The sequence below is a fragment of the Nonomuraea sp. NPDC049309 genome, from assembly GCF_043196965.1.
Lineage (GTDB): Bacteria > Actinomycetota > Actinomycetes > Streptosporangiales > Streptosporangiaceae > Nonomuraea > Nonomuraea fastidiosa.
Genome location: NZ_JBICSH010000006.1, coordinates 476,119 through 490,136 on the forward strand (window position 1 = coordinate 476,119; position 14,018 = coordinate 490,136).

Below are 14,018 nucleotides of genomic sequence, written 5' to 3' on the forward strand. Positions count from 1 at the left end.
CCATGCTCCGCTACCTGACCCGCCGGCTCGGCCAGGCGCTCCTGGTCGTGGTCGGCGTGGTCGTGCTCACGTTCGCCGTCATGCGGATGGTGCCCGGCGATCCCGCGGTCGCCTTCGCCGGGCCGAAGGCGACGCCCGAGCAGCTCGCGCAGGCCCGCGAGCGGTTCGGGCTCGACGATCCGCTGCCCGTGCAGCTGCTGAACTACGCGCGGGACCTGCTGAGCGGCGACTGGGGGACCAGCCTGCGCACCAGGCAGCCGGTGCTGGACGACCTCTACCTCGCCTTCCCCGCCTCGCTGGAGCTGGTGGGGGCGGCGCTGCTGCTGGCCGTCGCCGCCGGCATCCCGCTCGGGGTGCTCGCCGCCCGCTACAAGCGCAGGCTGCCGGACGCCTCGGTGCGCCTGGGCAGCATGCTGGCGGTCTCCGTCCCGGTCTTCTGGCTGGCGCTGGCCCTGCAGACGGTCTTCGGCAGCCACCTCGGCTGGTTCCCCGTCGCCGGCGAGTACGACACCTCGCTCGACACCACGAGCCCGCTCACGCTGTGGACGAACATCACGGCCGTGGACGCCCTCATCACCGGCAACTGGCCGATGCTCACCAGCACGCTCCACCACCTCGTGCTGCCCGCGCTGGTCGTGGCCGCCTACCCGGCGGGCGTCATCGCGCAGATGACCAGGGCGGCGCTCATCGAGGAGTCGGGGCAGGACCACGCCAGGCTGGAGCGGGCGCTCGGGTTCGGTGAGACGTCCATCCTGACCAAGTTCGCCCTGCGGCCCGCGCTCAACCCGGTGCTGTCGCTGATCGCGCTCGTCTTCGCGTACGCGATCGTCAACGGCTTCCTCGTCGAGGCCGTCTTCAACTGGCCGGGCCTCGGCCGCTACGCCGCCGAGTCGATCAGGTCGCTCGACACCCCGGCCATCGCGGGCGTCACCCTCCTCGTCGCCCTGGTCTACGTCCTGGCCAACCTGGTCGTGGACATCCTGCAGGGCTTCGTCGATCCCAGAACGAGGACCCGATGAGCACCACGGAACCGCAGCCCGTCCAGGACGCGCAGCCGCTGCGGCGCACGCTGCCGCGCGTCCCCGACCGCTTCGCCGCGTTCGGCGCGGTGCTCATCGTGCTCATCGTGCTGGCCGCGGTGCTCGCGCCCTGGCTGGCGCCGTACCCGGCGGACGAGCCGCGCCCGATGGAGAGCCTGCTGGAGCCGGGCGCCGCGCACTGGTTCGGCACCGACCAGGTCGGCCGCGACGTGCTCACCAGGATCCTGTACGGCGGCCGCACCTCGCTGTTCATCGCCGTGGCGGTGCTGGCGGTCTCGGCCGCGGTCGGTGTCACGCTGGGCGTGGTCGCCGGCTACGCGGGCGGCTGGGTCAGGGACGTGATCATGCGGATCACGGACGTGTTCCTCGCCTTTCCCGCGCTGCTGCTCTCGCTGGCGCTGGCGGTGGTGCTCCAGCCCAGCGTGAGCACCGTCATCCTGGCCATCGCGGCGACCTGGTGGCCCTGGTACACGCGCCTGTCGGCGTCCGTGGCCGCCTCCATCGCGACCAGGCCGTACGTGGACGCCGCCCGCTGCCTCGGCGTGCCCGCCCCGCTGATCGTGCTGCGCCACGTGCTGCCCAACTCGCTCACCCCGGTTCTGGTGCAGATCTCACTGGACGCGGGCGGGGTGATCCTGACCTCGGCGGCGCTGTCGTACCTGGGGCTCGGTGCGCAGGAGCCGACCGCGGAGTGGGGGCTGATGGTGCAGCAGGGCCAGGCGCTGTTCACCACGAACTGGTGGGTGGTCACCTTCCCCGGCCTGGCGATCCTGGTGACGGCGTTCGCGTTCAACGTGCTGGGCGAGGGGCTGCGCAACGCGCTCGACCCGCGGAGGGCGGTCAGGTGATCGAGGTACGCGATCTGCGGGTGAGCTACGGCGGGCGGCCGGTGGCCGAGGTGCCGGAGCTGGACGTCGCCGCCGGCGAGTGCGTGGCGATCGTGGGGGAGAGCGGGTCGGGCAAGACGACGACGCTGCTCACGCTGCTCGGGCTCACCGAGCACGCCGAGGTCTCGGGCACGGTCAGAGTGTGCGGTGTGGACGTCCTGACGGCCGCTCCGCGCGAGCTGCGGGCGCTGCGGGGCGCCAGGGCGGCGCTGGTCATGCAGTCGCCCCAGGCCGCGCTCAGCCCCGCCACCAGGCTCGGCACGCTGATGCGCCGCGCGCTGCGGCTGCACGGCCGCGACGACTCCGAGCAGGCCATGCGGCAGGCCGTCGAGGAGGTGCTGCTCGATCCGGCGATCCTGCGCCGCTACCCGCACGAGGTCTCCGGCGGCCAGGCGCAGCGCTTCGCCATCGCGCTGGCCATCGCCCTGGGGGCCGAGGTGATCCTGGCCGACGAGCCCACCAGCGCGCTCGACGTGACCGTGCAGGCCGAGGTGGTCGGCGTGCTGCGCAGGCTGCGCGAGGAGCGCGATCTCGCGCTGCTGCTGGTCTCCCACGACCTCGCGCTGGTCTCGACGATCGCCGACCGGGTGCTCGTCATGAAGGACGGCGCGGTGGTCGAGTCGGGGCCGGCCGCCAGGGTGCTGGCCGAGCCGTCCCATCCCTACACCCGCGAGCTGCTGGAGGCCCTCCCATGACAGGACCCGTGCTCAGGGCGGAGCGGGTGACGCTGGGGTACGCCCGCCGCCCGGTCGTCCACGACGTCACCCTGGAGATCGCCGAGGGCGGCGTGGGGCTGATCGGGGAGAGCGGGTCGGGCAAGACGACGCTGGCGCGCGCGTTCCTCGGCCTCCTCACCCCCATGTCCGGAAATATCTGGTACGGCGACCAAACGCTGAAAAAAGTGGATATGAGGAAGTTTCGGAGGGATGTCCAGCCGGTCTTCCAGGGCGAGGCGCTCGACCCCCGCATGCGCATCGGCCGCTCGATCGCCGAGGCGCTGCCGCGCGCCGAGCGTCACCGCGTACCCGAGCTGCTCGACCAGGTCGGCCTCGCCCCCGAGCTGGCCGACCGGCGGCCCCACCAGCTCTCCGGAGGCCAGCGCCAGCGCGTCGTGATCGCCCGCGCCCTGGCCGTCGGCCCCCGCCTGCTCATCCTCGACGAGCCCACCAGCGCGCTCGACGTCACCGTCCAGGCCAAGGTCCTCGACCTGCTGGCGTCCCTGGACACCGAGCGCCTGCTCATCACCCACAACCTGGCCGTGGTGGAGCGGCTCTGCAAGACCTCGCACGTGATGTTCGCCGGCCGCGTCGTCGAGTCGGGGCCCACCGCGGAGCTGCTGGCGAGCCCGGCGCACCCCTACACCAGGGCGCTGCGCGACGCGGTGCCGAAGCTGGGCGGGCGGCCCCCGCAGGCGAGGGGGCGTACGGAGGCGGTGCCGGCGGCGACGGGCTGCCCGTTCAGGCTGCGCTGCCCGATGGCGGTCAAGGAGTGCGAGCGGGCGCCCGAGCTGAGGGATCTGGAAGGCCGCCGGGTGGCCTGTCACAGGGCCGAGGACGTCCTGGCCGCCTGAATGCCCCGGAAAGGGGTTCAGGCGGCCGTCACAGCGCTTTCAGGCCGCTGATCACCTCGAGCAGGACCTTGGCGTCCGGCGCGGGAGGCGGCAGCTCGACCTGCACGAGCTTCTGGGCGTGCAGGTCGCCGACGAGCACCCGGACGACGCCGATGGGCAGGTTCAGCTCCGCGGCGACGTCGACGAGCCGGGTGGGGGTCGTGCACTTCTGCAGAATGATCAGGTGTTCGGGGTCGAGGCCGCGCGGCGGCGTCAGGCCGCCGGCGGTGATGATGATGCCCATGAGGTCGATGGCCTCGCTCGCGGGCACCGTACGGCCCCTGGTCAGGAGGTAGGCGGGGACGATCGGTCCCGCCTCCTCGTCAAGCCAGCGCTCTTCAGTCACTTCGCACCACCCGCATCGGGCGGGCCTGCTCCTGCTGGGGAGCCTCGGCCTCTGGTTCGGCCACGTGCTCTTCCGGGATCAACACGATCGCGGTGGTCCCTCCATATGGTGAACCGCGCAACGTCACGCGGATGTCGTGCCTGGCGGCCAGGCGGGAGACGACGAAGAGGCCGAGCCGGTCGCTGTCGGCCAGGTCGAACTCCGGCGGGCTGGCCAGCCGCTCGTTGTACTCGGCCAGCTCCTCTGGCTCCATCCCGAACCCGCGGTCCTCCACCTCGAAGGCGAAGCCCCTCGCCGTCGCCTCGCCGCGCACCACGACCGAGGTGTGCGCGGGGGAGTAGACGGTGGCGTTCTCGATCAGTTCGGCGATGAGATGGATCATGTCCCCGACGACCGGCCCGGCCAGCCGGTGGCCGGACATCGGCTCGACGACCACGCGCTGGTAGTCCTCCACCTCGGCCGCCGCGCCGCGCGCCACGTCCAGCAGCGGCACGGGACGGCTCCAGCCGCGGCCCGGCGTGGCGCCCGACAGGATGATCAGGCCCTCGGCGTGCCGCCGCATGCGGGTGGTCAGGTGGTCCAGCTTGAACAGGTCGTCGAGCTGATCGGGGTCGGTGGCGCGGTGCTGCATGTCCGCGAGCTGGATGCGCTGGCGGTGCAGCAGCGTCTGGCTGCGCCGCGCGAGGTTGCGGAAGACGTGGCCGACGCCCTCGCTGAGCTGCGCCTGCCCGACCGCGGCCTCGACCGCCGTCTGCTGCACGGTGGAGAACGCCTGCCCCACGTCGTCGATCTCGACCGTGGTGCTGGCCACCGACAGCTCCGGCATCTCGACCTTCTCGCCCCTGCGCAGCTTCTCCACCACGTGCGGCAGCCGCTCCTGGGCCACCTCGAGCGCGGCCAGGCGCAGCGCGGCGAGCTCCCTCGACAGCCGGTTGCCCATCCGCAGCGAGAACACGATCGACACGATCACCAGCACCAGCGCGGTGCCCGCCAGCGCGAGCGCCCGCCACAGCACCTGGTCGGCGATGGGGTCGGCGCGCTTGTTGAGCGTCGTGCCGGCCCGTATCTGCGCGTCCTGGAACGCCCTGGCCAGCGTCTCCGTGGTGCCGAGCCAGTTGCGCGCGGTGCCGCCCGCGATGATCTGGTCCTCCATCATCCGCATCCGCTGGTAGGCGGGCGAGGTGATGAGGGCGACATGGGGGTCGCGCAGCTCCGGGTCCAGCTCGGCCAGGCTCTGGTCCAGCAGGAAGCGCCGGTTGCCGACGATCTGCGTGAACAGCCGCCGCTCGGCCGGCTCGATCGTGCCGAGCCCGATGGCCTGCTCCCTGGTCAGCAGCTCCTCGGCGTAGCCCGTGTCGATGAGCACGCGCGACTGCTCGTAGATCGGGATGTCGTCGATCAGGGCGACCCGCCGGTGCAGACCGAACAGGGTGTCGATCATCGCGTTGTACGACTCCACGGTGTGCAGACGGTCGGACAGGCCCGTGTCGATCTCTCCCCGGATCGCGTCGAGCCTGTCGATAGCCGTGTTCACCGCGTCCACCTGTCTGCGGATCTCTTCCGATCTGTCCTTGGAGTTGCTGGAGAGCTGCTTGAACGACTCCCGGGCGGCGTCCGTACGGGTCCGCTGCGTGGCCAGGGCGGTCTTGCTCGCGGCGTTCTTCAGGAGCTGGGCCGAGACGAGACGTTCACGCTGAATCTCGTTGATCAGTTTGTACGCGGGAAGGCGCAGGTTCGTCCAGACTGTCTTGTACTGACGCAGCTCCAAGCTCTCGGTAGCGGTGACGGCGGTGATGACCCCCCACAACACCACCATGGACGCCAGCGGCACCAACAGGAGGCCGATGATCTTCATGCGGATCGTTCTGCTACGACCCATCGCACCTCACTCCGGTCGGTCCCTTGCTGGCAACCCCGGACGGGACAAGCCCCGAGGATAGCAATACGATCACCGGAATGCCCAATTTTTCGGCAGTTTCCGACACCGTGGCGCCTTCCATAATGATCTTGGAGTAGGTTCCTACGGTACGCCAGGCCACCAGAGGGAGATGCGTTGCGCCGTCGACTCGCAGCGGCCGTCGCACTGATGATGCTCGCGGCGTGTTCGCCGCCTCCTGAGCCGCAGCGGGCCCCGTCGGGGGAGTCCCCGTTCGTCTACGTCGAGAACACCGACATCGTCACCGAGTGGGATCCCAGCCGCTCCTACAGCAACGAGATCATCGCCTTCCAGAACGTCTACGAGACGCTGACCTACTGGAACCCCGTCACCAAGAAGTCGGCGCCCCGCCTGGCGACCTCGTGGCGCTCGTCGGCCGACGGCCGCACCTGGACGTTCCAGCTCCGCTCCGGCGTCACCTTCCACACCGGCAGGACCATGGACGCCCAGGCGGTCAAGGCGTCGATCGAGCGCACGATCAAGGCCAAGACCGGCGCGAGCTACATCTGGGACGCCGTCTCCTCCATCCGCGTCGACGGGCCGCTGACCGTCACGTTCGCGCTGAAGTATCCGGTGCCGCTCGACCTGGTCGCCTCCGCCGGCTATGCCGCCTACATCTACGACACCAAGGCGGCCCCCGACCTCACCAAGTGGTTCCAGCAGGGCAGGGACGCCGGGTCGGGGCCGTACAAGGTGAGCCGGTGGAACAAGGGCAAGGAGGACGAGCTCACGCTCACCGCCTACGACGCCTACTGGGGCGGATGGGAGCGGCCCCACTACAACACGATCAAGTTCCGCGTCGTGCCCGACCCCGAGCGGGCGTACCGGATGCTGCAGCGCGGCGAGGCGAGCTTCGTCGACAGGCTCGACGCCGAGCTGTTCCAGCGGGCCCAGGCTGCGCCCGGCCTGCGCACCTCCGACCGGCCCTCGTTCACCACGGCGCTCCTGCTCTTCAACACCGCCCAGGGCCCGCTGAAGGACATCAGGGTGCGCAAGGCCGTGCAGCGGGCCATCCCCTACGAGGCCCTGGTCAAGGCGCTCGGCACCTCGGTCGCGCCGGCCAGCGGCGTCATCCCGGAAGGGCTGCTCGGCCACGTGCAGAACCGGACGCCGAAGCAGGACCTGGAGACCGCCACCCGGCTGCTGCGGCAGGCCGGCTACGGACCCGGCGGGCGGCCGCTGCGGCTCACCATGACCTACGCCGAGGGCGAGGCCGACTGGCAGGTGCTGGCCAGGCGGCTGCGCAGCGCGCTGCGCCCGCTCAACGTCACGCTCAGGTCGCGCGTCATGCGCTGGAACGAGCAGTGGGACCTGGGCAAGAAGCGCGGCCAGGACATCTTCGCCATGTACTGGTGGCCCGACTACGCCGACGGCTACTCCTACTTCGGGCAGGTCTTCCACAGCGCCGACCCGCCCGTGTTCAACCTGTCGTACCTGAACGACCAGCAGCTCGACGCGATGCTCGACACCGTGCCCGAGCTGACCGTGACCGACCGGCTCGCGGCGCAGCGCGTCTACGAGCGCGCCACGGACAGGGTGCTCGAGCAGCGGGCCGCCGCCGCGGTGCCGTGGGTGGTCAAGTCGCGCCGCGCCCTGGTCGGCGGCGTGCAGGGGTACGACGACAACCCCGCCTACCCCAACGTGGTCTTCGTCTACGACCTCAAGCCGTCCGGCTGAGCCCGCTACGCCTGCTGTGTCCTGTGGGCCTGCTCCACGCGTTCGTGCAGCCGCGCCCTGATCTCCTCCGGCGTGTACGCGCGGCGCCGCCGCTCGGCCCGCGCGATCACCGCCCCGGTGGCCGCGACGCCCATGATCCCGGCCAGACCCAGCCACTTCCACCAGCGCATGCTGCCTAGGCTAGCCCTGTGCTGACACTCGACGAGGCCGTGGGCGTGACGCGGACCGGCGACCTGTGGATCTTCCGCGGGCGCTCCGTCCCCGACCGCGCCATCCAGACCGTGACCAACAGCCCGGTCAACCACGTGGGCATGGCCATCGTCATCGACGACCTGCCGCCCATGATGTGGCACGCCGAGCTGGGCAAGTCACTGCTCGACCTGTGGTCGGGCAGCCACCACCGCGGAGTGCAGCTGCACGACCTGCGCGACGCCGTCACCGTCTGGACCGACCGCTACGGCCAGCGCGTCTGGCTGCGCCAGCTCGACCCCGAGGCCACCCCCGAGATGGAGGACGCCGCCCTGCGCACGGTCGCCAGGCTCGACGGCACCCCGTTCCCCTCCACCGCCAGGCTGGCCGCCCGCTGGGCCAGGGGCCGCCTGCCCGGCCGCGCCCGGCGCCGCCGCCGGCAGCAGGCCCTGGAGAGCGCCTACTGCGCCGAGGTGGTGGCCGTCACCTACGAGGAGATGGGGCTGCTGCCGGCCGGACGGCGGCCCAACTGGTACGACCCCGGCAAGTTCTGGAGCGGCGACGACCTGGAGCTGTCGCTGGGCCGCCGCCTGGGCAACGAGATCACCGTGGGGGTCGAGCGCACGCGTCAGCGGTGATCCGCCCGGCCGTTATGCTCGGTCGGGATGGACATCCGCGTGCTCGGCCCCGTGGAGGTGCGCGACGGCGGGGCTCCGGTGCCGGTCGAGGGGGCGCAGCAGCAGTGCGTGCTCGGCGTGCTGGCCGCGCGGCACGGCGCGCACGTACCGGTCGGACAGCTCATCGAGGCCCTGTGGGAGGGCGAGCCGCCCAAGACCGCCAAGACCATCGTCCAGCTCAAGGTGTCGCGGCTGCGCAAGGCGCTGGGCGAGCGCATCGTCACCACCAACGCCGGCTACGCGCTGGTCGCCCGCGACGACGAGGTGGACCTCGTCCGCTTCCGCAGGCTGGCCGCGCAGGGCCGCACGGCGGGCCGGCCCGACCTCGCCGTCGTCGCCTGGGAGCGCGCGCTCGAGCTGTGGCGCGGGCAGCCGATGCAGGGCGTCGGCACCGACTGGGTCGAGCAGCGGGTGCGCGCGCCGCTCGTACGCGAGCGCTGGGACCTCATCGAAGAGCACGCCGCCGCGCTGATCGAGCTGGGCCGCCACCGCGAGGTGCCCGCCCTGCTGCAGGAGCTGCGCGACGAGGAGCCGCTGCGGGAGACGCCGCACGCGCTGGCCATGACCGCGCTCTGGCACGACGGCAGGCCCGCCGAGGCCCTTGAGCTGTTCCACGAGGTGCAGCGGCTGCTCGCGGGCGAGCTCGGCGTCGATCCTGGGCCCCGCTTGCGCGATCTGTACCAGCGCATCGTCGAGGGCCACCGTCCCGTCGTCCCGCGCCAGCTCCCGCGCGGCGTGGCCGGGTTCGTCGGCCGGCGTGAGGAGGCCGAGCGGCTGCGCGGGCTGCTGCGCGACGGCCGGGTCGCGGTGGTGACCGGGCCCGCGGGCATCGGCAAGTCGGCGCTCGCCGTGCACGTCGGGCACCAGGTCGCCCCCGACTACCCCGACGGCCAGCTCCACGTGGACCTCGGCGGTCACGGCCAGGGCGAGCCGCTGCCGCCCGAGCGGGTGCTGCCCCGCCTGCTCGGCGCGCTCGGCGTGCCCGCGCCCGCCGGCGCGGCAGAGCAGCTCGGCCTCTACCGCTCCACGCTCGCCACCCGTCGCGTGCTGCTCCTGCTCGACAACGCGGCCGGTGCCGAGCAGGTGCGCCCCCTGCTGCCCGGCGGCTCCTCCTGCGGCGTCATCGTCACCAGCCGCGACGCGCTGCGCGGCCTCGCCCTCCAGGGCGCCCAGAGCGTACGGCTCGGCACCTTCAGCCCCGAGGAGTCGCGCGACCTGCTCGCCGACCTCGTGGGCGCCGGCCCGATCGCCGCCGACCCCGAGGCCGCCGCCGAGCTGGCCGACCTGTGCGGCCACCTGCCGCTCGCCCTGGCCATCGCCGGGGCCAACCTGCTCGGCAGGGCCGGGCTGCGCTCCTACATCGAGGAGCTGCACGCCGACCGGCTGAACACCCTCGCCGTCGAAGGCGACCCGCAGGCCACGGTCGCCGCCGCGTTCGCCGGCTCGTACGCGGCGCTGCCGCCCGGCGCCCAGGTGCTGTTCCGGCGCTTCGGGCTGGTGCCCGGCTGCGACTTCACCGCGCGCTCGGCCGCCGCGCTCGCCGGCACCGACCCGGCCGCCGCCGCCCGGCTGCTCGCCGGGCTCGCCACCGCCCACCTCGTCGAGGAGCACGCGCCGGGCCGCTACCGGCTGCACGACCTCGTCGCGCTCTACGCCCGCGAGCACTGCACCGACGGCGCCGACGACCCCGCCGGGCTGCACGCCTATTACCTGCACACCGCACGCGCCGCCGCGCGCCTGGTCGCGCCCACGATGGAGCTGTTCCCGCTGACCGCGGAGGATCTGCCGCCGTGCGCCGCCGCCGAGGAGTTCGCCGACGTCGCCGCCGCCCGCGCCTGGTTCCGCGCCGAGCAGGACAACCTGCTCGCGGTGATCGAGCAGGCGCGCGGGCGCACACTGTGGCGGCTGGTCGAGGTCCTGCGCGCCTTCATGTACGGCGGCCACCCCACCGGCGTGATCATCAAGCTGGCCGCCCGCGCCCTCGCCGCCGCCGAGCGCGCGGGCGACATCGCCGGACGGGCCGGCATGCACCACACCCTGGCCAACGCCCACTACCTGCAGAACGAGCCCCGCCAGGCCGTCCACCACTACGAGGCCGCCGCCCGCCTCTACGACGAGGCCGGCTGGCAGACCGGCAGGCTCGCGGCGCTGACCAACATCGTCGCCGCCGGCGCCAGGCTCGGCGACCTGCACACGAGCATGGAGGCCCACGAGCGCGTCATCCGGATGTGGGAGCGCCTTGAGCCGTCGCTGAAGCTGGCCGCCACCCTGGAGAACTACGCGATCAAGCTGCTGTGGGCCGGCCGGCCGCGCGAGGCGCTGGAGCGCCAGCTCCGCTCGATCGCGCTGCGCCGGTCGCTGGCGGAGCCGCCCGGCTGGCAGGCGCGGGCGTACTCCGTGCTCGGCGACGTCCACCTCGCGCTCGGCGACCTCGACGCCGCCGTGCGCTTCTTCGAGCAGGCCCTGGAGCACGCACCCGGCGCGCAGGTCTCCGGCACGCTGGCCAGCGCCGCCATGGCGCACCACCTCAAAGGCGAGGCCGCGCGCGCCGCCGACCTCGCCCGCCGGGCCGTGACCGCCGCCCGCGAGCGCGGCCTGAACGGCGAGCTGGCCGAGGCCCGCGCCACGCTCGCCCGCGTGGACGGCACGCTCGGCCTGGACGAGCGCGTCGCGCTGCTCACCGAGGTGCTGGCCGAGTACCGCGAGCGCACCCACCCTTACCAGGAGACCCGCGCCCGCCTGTGGCTGGCCGAGGTGCTGCTCGAAGGCGGGCGGGCGGAGGAGGCCGCCGGGCACGCCCGCGACGCGCTCGACGCGGCCGCCCGCCACGGGATGCGGCGGCTCGAGGGCCAGGCGCTGACCGCGCTGGCGCGCCTCGCAACCGAGGACTGAGCCTCAGGGCTGAGGGCTGAGGAGGGCGGCGAACGTGCCGCGCAGCTCGGGGCCCGGGTCCACGCCCAGCTCGTCGGCCAGCGAGCGGCGGGTACGGTCGTACAGCTCCAGCGCCTCGGCCTGCCGCCCCGCCCGGGAGAAGGCCGTCATGAGCAGCGACACCAGCCGCTCCCTGTGCGGCTCCGCGGCCACGGCCGCGCGCAGCGGCGCGATCGCCCGTTCCGGACGGCCCAGCCGCAGCAGCCGGCGGGCCAGCTCCTCGACGGCGGCGAGCCGCGCCTCCTCCAGCTCGATCGCGGCGAGCTCCAGCGCCTGGCCGCCCCCGGGGCCGCCGAACGCCGGGCCCCGCCACAGCCCGAGCGCCTTCTCCAGCAGCTCGGCGCCCTCGGCGTCGTCCGCCCCTTGCGCGGCGGCGACCAGGCGGCGAAAGCGCAGTGCGTCCACCTCGTCCTGGTCGGCCAGCAGGACGTAGCCGGACGGCGTGGTCTCCAGCCGCGCGCCGAAGAGCGCGCGGCGCAGCCGATAGACATGTCCCTGCACGGTGACCCGCGCACTGGCCGGGGGAGTGCCCTCCCACACGGCGTCGATCAGCCGCTCGACCGGCACCGGACGATTGAGGTCCAGCAGCAGCGCGGCCAGGACGAAACGACGCTTACGCGGCCCGAGATCCAGGCGGCGTCCCCCGACACCTGCGTCAATGGACCCGAGCAGGCGAAACTCCATGCGATCCATCCAGGACAGCATGCGCCATGCCGCTAAAACGCCGCTAAACACGGCCAAACGCTGCTCAAGTGGGGTTCGTACGGGTCTGTGACCGGGCGCTCACCTGGGCGGACGGCGCGCACCAACGGAACGCCAACGCCTTCTGTCAGCTTCTTGGCTTCACCTTTCCGTCTGAATGCATCTCCGTCCGAAGAGGGAGAGAGGAACGTTGATCACCAAGAAGGCCGCGACGGCCGTCATGGCGGGCGCCCTGCTCGCGGCGCCGGTCGCCGTCACCGTCATGGCGCAGCCGGGCGCCGCCGCCACCACCGGCACCGTTCAGGCGGCCGCCGCCAAGGACCGGCTGCTGCCCGGCCAGTGGCTGCTGCCCGGCCAGTCGCTGACCTCCGGCCGGTTCCGGCTCGTGCAGCAGGTACAGGGCAACCTCGTCTTCTACGAGGGCACCAAGGCGCTGTGGACCTCGCCCACCGCGGGCAACCCCGGCGCCCGCACCACCATGCAGAAGGAGGGCAACCTCGTCATCTACGGGGCCGGCAACAAGCCGCTGTGGTCCACGCCGACCGCCGGCAACCCCGGCGCGTACCTGCTGCTGCCCAAGGAGAGCGGCAACCTCGTGATCTACTCCAAGGACAACAAGCCGCTGTGGTCGTCGAAGGCGTACATCGGCAAGCTGCCCTCCGGGCACGTGCTGCGCCCCGGCGAGACCGTGCAGTCGTCCAACGGCCGCTACAAGCTCGTCCAGCAGAACGAGGGCAACGCCGTGCTGTACGACGGGCAGCGCCCGCTGTTCACCACGCCCACGGCCGGGCACCCGGGCGCGCGCACGATCATGCAGCGCGAGGGCAACTGGGTCGTCGTCGACGACAACGACAAGGCGCTGTGGACCACCAAGACCGCCGGCAACCCCGGCGCGTGGCTCGCGGTGTCGAACGACGGGCGCATCATCATCTACTCCAAGGACAACAAGCCCCTCTGGACCAGCCGCTGATCGCGTCCGGGTGACGGCGCCGGGCGGTACGCGCCGCCGCCCGGCTCTTTCCGTACCCCCGCGCCGCGGGATCCTTCGACCTGAAGATCACGATCTCCCCCGAGGGGACCCGGATGACCGACCGATCACGCGCGTGCCGTTCGACCTGGAGAGCTACCAGCGCCGCTGCCGCACGGGGCCCTCGCCGCGAAGATCAGCAGGGCGCTCCCGTCCTGAGGCCGCATCGCGTGGCAGGCTGGGAGAATGCGCCTGGCTACCTGGAACGTGAACTCGGTCAAGGCACGGCTGCCCCGCCTGCTCGACTGGCTGGCCGCCGTCGAGCCCGACGTCGTCTGCCTCCAGGAGACCAAGTGCCCGGCCGAGGCGTTCCCCGTGGCGGAGGTCGGCGCGCTCGGCTACGCCGCCGCCGCGCACGGCGACGGCCGCTGGAACGGCGTCGCCCTGCTGTCCAGGATCGGCCTGGACGACGTGACGCCGGGCTTTCCCGGCGAGCCGGGCTTCGCCGAGCCCGGCGGGACCGGTGCCGCCCGCCCCGAGGCCCGCGCGATCGGCGCCACCTGCGGCGGGCTGCGGGTCTGGTCCCTGTACGCGCCCAACGGCCGCGCCGTCGACTCGCCGCACTACGCGTACAAGCTGGCCTGGTTCGCCGCGCTCAGGGACGCGCTCGCCGCCGAGCTGCCCGCGGGGCCGCTGGCCGCCTGCGGCGACTACAACGTCGCCCCGACCGACGCCGACGTCTGGGACCCCGCGGTCTTCGCCGGCTCGACCCACGTGACGCCGCAGGAGCGCCAGGCCCTGGCCGAGCTGCGGGAGCTGGGGCTGCACGACGTGGTGCCGACGCCCATGAAGGGGCCGCACCCGTACACCTACTGGGACTACCGGGCCGGAATGTTCCCCAAGAACATGGGCATGCGGATCGACCTCGTCTACGCCAGCGCCGACGTGGCGGGGCGGGTGCGGTCGGCGTACGTGGACCGGGAGGCGCGCAAAGGGAAAGGGCCGTCCGATCACGCGCCCATCGTGGTGGATCTTGAGGATTGAGCGGCGCCGGGGC

The 14,018-nt window shown here is 72.7% G+C and carries 13 protein-coding genes; 9 read left to right on the forward strand and 4 right to left on the reverse strand.

Features of this window, described 5'->3' with window-relative positions; translation table 11 throughout:
- Positions 1 to 2 precede the first annotated feature (2 nt).
- The 4 genes from ACGFIM_RS33835 to ACGFIM_RS33850 are packed head-to-tail and all read left to right on the forward strand — an operon-like array spanning position 3 to position 3,497.
- Positions 3 to 1,019 carry an ABC transporter permease gene (locus tag ACGFIM_RS33835; RefSeq protein ID WP_393208956.1) on the forward strand — a complete coding sequence of 339 codons (1,017 nt, stop codon included), beginning with the start codon at positions 3 to 5 and terminating at the stop codon, positions 1,017 to 1,019.
- Positions 1,016 to 1,888, forward strand: a complete 873-nt coding sequence (locus ACGFIM_RS33840) for an ABC transporter permease (RefSeq protein WP_393208959.1) — start codon at positions 1,016 to 1,018, stop codon at positions 1,886 to 1,888. The genes ACGFIM_RS33835 and ACGFIM_RS33840 overlap by 4 nt, the downstream gene beginning before the upstream one ends.
- The gene (locus ACGFIM_RS33845; RefSeq protein ID WP_393208962.1) at positions 1,885 to 2,622 is read left to right on the forward strand and encodes an ATP-binding cassette domain-containing protein; all 738 of its coding nucleotides are present in this window, start codon (positions 1,885 to 1,887) and stop codon (positions 2,620 to 2,622) included. Before ACGFIM_RS33840 ends, ACGFIM_RS33845 begins: the two co-directional genes overlap by 4 nt.
- Entirely contained in the window at positions 2,619 to 3,497 is an 879-nt protein-coding gene (locus ACGFIM_RS33850; protein WP_393208965.1) for an ABC transporter ATP-binding protein, read from the forward strand. Before ACGFIM_RS33845 ends, ACGFIM_RS33850 begins: the two co-directional genes overlap by 4 nt.
- Positions 3,498 to 3,525: 28 nt before the next feature.
- Here ACGFIM_RS33850 and ACGFIM_RS33855 read toward each other — a convergent pair whose 3' ends face one another.
- Positions 3,526 to 3,882, reverse strand: a complete 357-nt coding sequence (locus ACGFIM_RS33855) for a DUF742 domain-containing protein (protein ID WP_364058282.1) — start codon at positions 3,880 to 3,882, stop codon at positions 3,526 to 3,528.
- Entirely contained in the window at positions 3,875 to 5,761 is a 1,887-nt protein-coding gene (locus ACGFIM_RS33860) for a nitrate- and nitrite sensing domain-containing protein (protein WP_393208969.1), read from the reverse strand. The genes ACGFIM_RS33855 and ACGFIM_RS33860 overlap by 8 nt, the downstream gene beginning before the upstream one ends.
- Before the next feature lie 174 nt (positions 5,762 to 5,935).
- Here ACGFIM_RS33860 and ACGFIM_RS33865 point away from each other — a divergent pair, with 174 nt between their 5' ends.
- On the forward strand, positions 5,936 to 7,495 hold the full coding sequence (locus ACGFIM_RS33865) for an ABC transporter substrate-binding protein (protein ID WP_393208972.1): 1,560 nt from the start codon (positions 5,936 to 5,938) through the stop codon (positions 7,493 to 7,495).
- A gap of 5 nt (positions 7,496 to 7,500) precedes the next feature.
- Here the strand turns inward: ACGFIM_RS33865 and ACGFIM_RS33870 are convergent, their stop codons facing one another.
- Complete coding sequence (locus tag ACGFIM_RS33870) at positions 7,501 to 7,665, reverse strand: hypothetical protein (RefSeq protein WP_393208975.1); 165 nt, start codon at positions 7,663 to 7,665, stop codon at positions 7,501 to 7,503.
- Positions 7,666 to 7,686: 21 nt separating this feature from the next.
- Between ACGFIM_RS33870 and ACGFIM_RS33875 the strand changes: the two genes are divergently transcribed.
- Positions 7,687 to 8,322 (forward strand): hypothetical protein, encoded by a 636-nt coding sequence (locus ACGFIM_RS33875; RefSeq protein ID WP_393209265.1) that lies wholly within the window; start codon positions 7,687 to 7,689, stop codon positions 8,320 to 8,322.
- 27 nt (positions 8,323 to 8,349) lie between these two features.
- Positions 8,350 to 11,253, forward strand: coding sequence for a BTAD domain-containing putative transcriptional regulator (locus ACGFIM_RS33880; RefSeq protein WP_393208978.1), 2,904 nt, complete (start codon positions 8,350 to 8,352; stop codon positions 11,251 to 11,253).
- Between the two features lie 3 nt (positions 11,254 to 11,256).
- Here ACGFIM_RS33880 and ACGFIM_RS33885 read toward each other — a convergent pair whose 3' ends face one another.
- A complete protein-coding gene (locus ACGFIM_RS33885; protein WP_393208981.1) occupies positions 11,257 to 11,985 on the reverse strand; it encodes a BTAD domain-containing putative transcriptional regulator in 729 nt (242 codons plus the stop codon).
- A gap of 199 nt (positions 11,986 to 12,184) precedes the next feature.
- On the opposite strand from ACGFIM_RS33885, the gene ACGFIM_RS33890 reads away from it, so the two are divergent.
- A complete protein-coding gene (locus tag ACGFIM_RS33890) occupies positions 12,185 to 12,964 on the forward strand; it encodes a hypothetical protein (RefSeq protein WP_393208984.1) in 780 nt (259 codons plus the stop codon).
- A gap of 243 nt (positions 12,965 to 13,207) precedes the next feature.
- A complete protein-coding gene (locus ACGFIM_RS33895; protein WP_393208987.1) occupies positions 13,208 to 14,005 on the forward strand; it encodes an exodeoxyribonuclease III in 798 nt (265 codons plus the stop codon).
- Positions 14,006 to 14,018 lie beyond the last annotated feature (13 nt).

Excerpts from the sequence above, each read along its gene's own strand:
- ACGFIM_RS33885 (WP_393208981.1), bottom strand. The coding sequence starts at position 11,985 with ATGGATCGCATGGAGTTTCGCCTGCTCGGGTCCATTGACGCAGGTGTC.
- ACGFIM_RS33850 (WP_393208965.1), top strand. The coding sequence starts at position 2,619 with ATGACAGGACCCGTGCTCAGGGCGGAGCGGGTGACGCTGGGGTACGCC.
- ACGFIM_RS33840 (WP_393208959.1), top strand. The coding sequence starts at position 1,016 with ATGAGCACCACGGAACCGCAGCCCGTCCAGGACGCGCAGCCGCTGCGG.
- ACGFIM_RS33870 (WP_393208975.1), bottom strand. The coding sequence starts at position 7,665 with ATGCGCTGGTGGAAGTGGCTGGGTCTGGCCGGGATCATGGGCGTCGCG.
- ACGFIM_RS33880 (WP_393208978.1), top strand. The coding sequence starts at position 8,350 with ATGGACATCCGCGTGCTCGGCCCCGTGGAGGTGCGCGACGGCGGGGCT.
- ACGFIM_RS33835 (WP_393208956.1), top strand. The coding sequence starts at position 3 with ATGCTCCGCTACCTGACCCGCCGGCTCGGCCAGGCGCTCCTGGTCGTG.
- ACGFIM_RS33895 (WP_393208987.1), top strand. The coding sequence starts at position 13,208 with ATGCGCCTGGCTACCTGGAACGTGAACTCGGTCAAGGCACGGCTGCCC.
- ACGFIM_RS33860 (WP_393208969.1), bottom strand. The coding sequence starts at position 5,761 with ATGGGTCGTAGCAGAACGATCCGCATGAAGATCATCGGCCTCCTGTTG.